At 31.4% G+C, this 4,501-nt stretch carries 4 protein-coding genes and 1 riboswitch; of the genes, 2 read left to right on the top strand and 2 right to left on the bottom strand.

Going from position 1 to position 4,501, the window contains the following annotated elements; translation table 11 throughout:
• Positions 1-27: 27 nt before the first annotated feature.
• Together NSA58_RS16505 and NSA58_RS16510 are read left to right on the top strand one after the other, a co-directional pair.
• The gene (locus tag NSA58_RS16505; RefSeq protein ID WP_039678401.1) at positions 28-300 is read left to right on the top strand and encodes an ArsR/SmtB family transcription factor; all 273 of its coding nucleotides are present in this window, start codon (positions 28-30) and stop codon (positions 298-300) included.
• A 118-nt stretch (positions 301-418) separates the two neighbouring features.
• Entirely contained in the window at positions 419-1,423 is a 1,005-nt protein-coding gene (locus NSA58_RS16510) for a permease (protein ID WP_039678400.1), read from the top strand.
• A gap of 115 nt (positions 1,424-1,538) precedes the next feature.
• Here NSA58_RS16510 and NSA58_RS16515 read toward each other — a convergent pair whose 3' ends face one another.
• On the bottom strand, positions 1,539-2,663 hold the full coding sequence (locus NSA58_RS16515) for a M20 family metallopeptidase (protein WP_039678399.1): 1,125 nt from the start codon (positions 2,661-2,663) through the stop codon (positions 1,539-1,541).
• A 19-nt stretch (positions 2,664-2,682) separates the two neighbouring features.
• Positions 2,683-4,113 carry a YfcC family protein gene (locus tag NSA58_RS16520; protein ID WP_074078986.1) on the bottom strand — a complete coding sequence of 477 codons (1,431 nt, stop codon included), beginning with the start codon at positions 4,111-4,113 and terminating at the stop codon, positions 2,683-2,685.
• Positions 4,114-4,332: 219 nt separating this feature from the next.
• Positions 4,333-4,501: riboswitch (Lysine riboswitch) on the bottom strand. This riboswitch is flagged as partial in the annotation.

The raw sequence follows: 4,501 nt of genomic DNA on the forward strand, positions 1-4,501 counted from the left end.
ATAATATAAAATATCGGAGGTATTAATATGGAAAACTATGAATTAATTTTTAAAGCATTATCTGATCCAATCAGATTACAAATATTAAAAAAGCTATATACTGAAGAAAGCGTCTGTGTTTGCAAGCTGGTAGATCTGTTTGATATATCCCAATCAAAACTATCTTATCATCTAAAAATGCTCCTTTCAGCAAATCTAATAAGTAAAACTTCCATAGGCAAATGGAATTATTACTCTGTGAATAAGGATAGTATATCTAGAGTTTTAACTTATGAAGTAATTCAAAAATTATTTTTATAAAGGGTTCTCAAATCAACTTTTTTTGATATAATAAATATAAGTATATTCAATTTAGTTGGATATACATTTATTTATCATTTTAACATCAATTTTTTTTGATGCATTATAGGAGGTTTATATGAATGCTTTTAATTTTTTTACAGAGCAGATTCTAGGTATGAAGTGGTTATCTGATTTAATCACCATATTTGTAGAAAACATTTTAAAACTAGATGTTTCATCTAAAATGGGAGGAAGTATACAATTCTTTATTTATGATACTATAAAAATATTTATACTTTTAGCTGTACTTATTTTCCTTATATCTTATATACAAAGTTACTTCCCACCAGAAAAAACAAAGAGAATATTAAGTAAGTTTAAAGGAGTTTATGGTGCAACAGTTTCAGCCCTTCTTGGTACTGTTACTCCATTTTGTTCTTGTTCTAGTATTCCTATATTTATAGGATTTAGTAATGCAGGCTTACCTTTGGGTGTTACTTTTTCATTTTTAATATCTTCTCCAATGGTTGATATTGCTTCATTATTATTACTTGCATCTTTCTTTGGAATGAAAATATCTATTGTTTATGTAGTTTTAGGACTTGTAATAGCCATTGTAGGTGGTACTATAATAAGCAAACTTAATATGGAAGATGAAATAAGAACTTATAATGAAAAAACTAGAGATTTATATGATGAGTCTGAGAATTTTAATCAAAAACAAAGATTAAATTACGCTTTGGATGATACAAAAGTTATAGTTAAGAATGTATATATATATGTTCTAATTGGTGTTGGTATAGGTGCATTAATTCATAACTGGATACCACAAGATATGATTCTTTCTATATTAGGTCACGAAAACCCATTCTCAGTTTTAATAGCTGCAATAGTTGGTATACCTATGTATGCAGATATTTTTGGTACAATACCTATAGCCGAAGCATTGTTTATGGCTGGTGTCCCTATTGGCACTATTTTAGCATTTATGATGAGTGTGACAGCCCTATCACTTCCATCTATAATAATGCTTAGTAAGGTGATTAAGCCAAAATTATTATGTATCTTTGTTGGAATAGTTACTATTGGTATAATTATAACTGGATATATATTTAACAGTTTTAGTTTCTTGTTAATGTAAATAATGAAAAATAGCATATATACACTTTTTTTGTAGTCTATTATAGCTCAACTTATGGTAATCAATAAACAAAAAACTTCTAGCCTCTAAATTGTAGACTAGAAGTTTTTTCTATTTATAACTCAACTTTTTTAGTTAAAACATCATATCCTGTATAAGCAAGAGCCAACGTTCCTGTAATCAATCTCTCATGTCCAAGTTTTGTTACAGTCGCATCAGCCATTTCTCTACTATGACTAATCACGCTACGATCACATATACCTATATTAGGATGAATAGTAGGTACTATATGGCTTACATTGCCTATATCACTTGAACCAAAAATCTTGTCTGTTGCAAACTCTGTAATACCAAGTTCCTTAAGATTTTCAGTAAAAGCATCTGATAAATTTTCATGAGTTACTAAATTATCATAGGGTAACTCGAATCTTTCCATTTCAAGTGTGGCACCTGTCATAAGTGCTGCACCTTCTGCTATAGCTTTAACCTTTTCCAACAACTCAGTAACAGTTTCTTTTTTAGCTGCTCTAAAGTAGAACTGTGCCACTGCTTCGTCTGGAACTATGTTTGCAGCAACACCTCCATTAGTTATTATTCCGTGCATTCTAACATCTGGTGTTACGTGTTGGCGAAGAGCATCAATTCCATTGAATAATTGTATAACACTGTTTAATGCATTTATACCATCTTGTGGGCAAGATGCCGCATGGGCAGTTTTCCCTTTGTATGTAAATTGTAGTGGATAAAGTGCCATAGATGTTCCACTTTTGCTAGTTGCGTTGGAAGGATGAAGTATCATTGCTGCATCCAACTCTTCAAAGACTCCTTCTTCTGCAAATATTACTTTTGCTCCATCAGTTTCTTCAGCAGGAGTTCCATATACTATGATACGCCCTCCCACCTCATCTAAAATTTTACTTAAAATAACACCGGCACCTGCTGACATGGTACCTATCATATTGTGTCCACACCCATGACCTATTTCTGGAAGAGCATCATATTCGCATAAATAACCAACTGTTAAACCTGGTTTATTACTGTCATATACTGCTCTAAAAGCAGTTTTAAGTCCTAAAAACTCTTTTTCCACTATAAAATTATGTTCTTCTAATAGTGAAGTCAGTTTTTGAACAGATTTAAACTCTTCATTTCCCAGCTCTGGATTGTGATACATATATTCACTAATTTCAACTAATTCATTTCTTAAATTTTCTACTTCTTTATTTAATAATTCTTTCATATGTAATCTCCCTCTCTTATTATGACCATCCCATAAGCGAACCTATTGTGATAAATGTTATTGCTAAAACAAATAATATTCCTTGTAATGGAAGTACCCATTTGAACCATTTTCCAAAAGGAACTCCAGCTATTCCTAAACAAGCTATTAATATTCCTGATGTTGGGAAGATAATATTTGAGAAACCATCTCCAAATTGGAATATTAAAACTGTTAATTGGCGAGATACTCCTATTAAATCACCAAGTGGTGCTAGTATTGGCATTGTTAAAGCTGCTTGTCCTGAACCTGAGCCAACAAAGAAGTTGATGAACATTTGTATAGGGTACATTATACAAGCTGCTAATAATGAAGGTAACTGTCCTATTACATTAGATAAGTTATATAAAATTGTATCTATTATACTTGCATTTTCAGCAACTATTACTATAGCTCTTGCAAATCCTATCATAACAGCTGCACCTATCATACCTTTTGCGCCTTCTAAAAATGCATCTGCCATTTCATCTCCTGAAAGTCTTCCTATTATTCCACTAAATAATCCCGTTATTAAAAATACTGCTGCTATTTGAGGTATCCAGAACCCCTTAGCTAAAACTCCCCAAACTATTACACCTATACATATGGCAAGTGAAGCTAATATTACTTTATGAGTTAAAGTGAATTTTCCATGGTCTTCTTCAAAGTTTTGTAAGTTTTCTCTTTTTATTTTGTCACTTTCATAAACTGGGCTTAACTCAGGATTCTTTTTAATTTTTCTAGCATACATCATTAAAAACGCACATCCAACAATAGTTGTTATTACCCATATTATTGTACGATATGCTATTCCAGAAAACATTGGTATTTCTGCTATTGATTGCGCTATCCCTACTGTAAAAGGATTAAGCATTGCTGAAGAAAATCCTAGAGCACATGCCAAATATGTAACTGCAACCGCCATTATACTGTCATATCCTAGAGCCAGCATTAATGGTACTAAAATCGCAACAAATGGCACTGATTCTTCGTACATTCCAAATACTGCACCACCTAAAGAGAAGATTGTAGTTATTATTGGAATAATTAAAATTTCTTTCCCTTTAAACACATTTACTATATTAACAATACCGAAATCTATTGCTTTTGTTCTTGATATTATATTAAAAGCTCCACCTACTATAAATAAAAATGCTATTATTTCTCCACTATCTACAATTCCTTGGATAGGCGCTTGTAATATTGCAAATAATCCTTGTGGCTCATTTTCTATATATTTAAATGATCCATCCACAACTACAGTTTTACCTAAATCATTTACTGCTTTCTCATAAGCACCTCCTGGTACTATATAAGTAGCTATTGATACAAGGAGTATAATAGCTGATATTATTACTAATGTATGTGGTACTTTAAAGTTTCCACCTGTAGATTTTTTTCTTTTTTCATTTACTGACGTTGTTACATTCATGTTTTCATTTCCTCCTCATACTAAATTAAAATTGATTAATTAAACAAACTAAAATTCACTTTGCTCATATTGCCAACGAGATGCCTTCCTTACCACTTTAGGCAACGACCTTGCTCAACATTCACTTTGCTCAAGCTTACAATAAAAAAAGCCTTGAGCTAATCACTCAAGACTGTGTTTTATAAATTAGTATATTTTGAAATTTAACAAAAACATATCCGTCATGATAGCTCCCCATAAATAATATTTATGACAGTATTATACATATTCTGTATAATCCCAACGATATAACTTTAAAGCATTAGTTATATGTTTCGGCGACATTTCCTTTTGATTTGCTTCTTCGTGCTTAACTCCACAAATCTACTCTTAAATATCGCAACCTCTA

This window comes from Terrisporobacter muris (assembly GCF_024621905.1).
Taxonomy (GTDB): domain Bacteria; phylum Bacillota; class Clostridia; order Peptostreptococcales; family Peptostreptococcaceae; genus Terrisporobacter; species Terrisporobacter muris.

What these genes read in the sequence shown, in the direction of transcription:
- NSA58_RS16505 (WP_039678401.1), top strand. Translation starts at nt 28, where the DNA reads ATGGAAAACTATGAATTAATTTTTAAAGCATTATCTGATCCAATCAGA.
- NSA58_RS16510 (WP_039678400.1), top strand. Translation starts at nt 419, where the DNA reads ATGAATGCTTTTAATTTTTTTACAGAGCAGATTCTAGGTATGAAGTGG.
- NSA58_RS16515 (WP_039678399.1), bottom strand. Translation starts at nt 2,663, where the DNA reads ATGAAAGAATTATTAAATAAAGAAGTAGAAAATTTAAGAAATGAATTA.
- NSA58_RS16520 (WP_074078986.1), bottom strand. Translation starts at nt 4,113, where the DNA reads ATGAATGTAACAACGTCAGTAAATGAAAAAAGAAAAAAATCTACAGGT.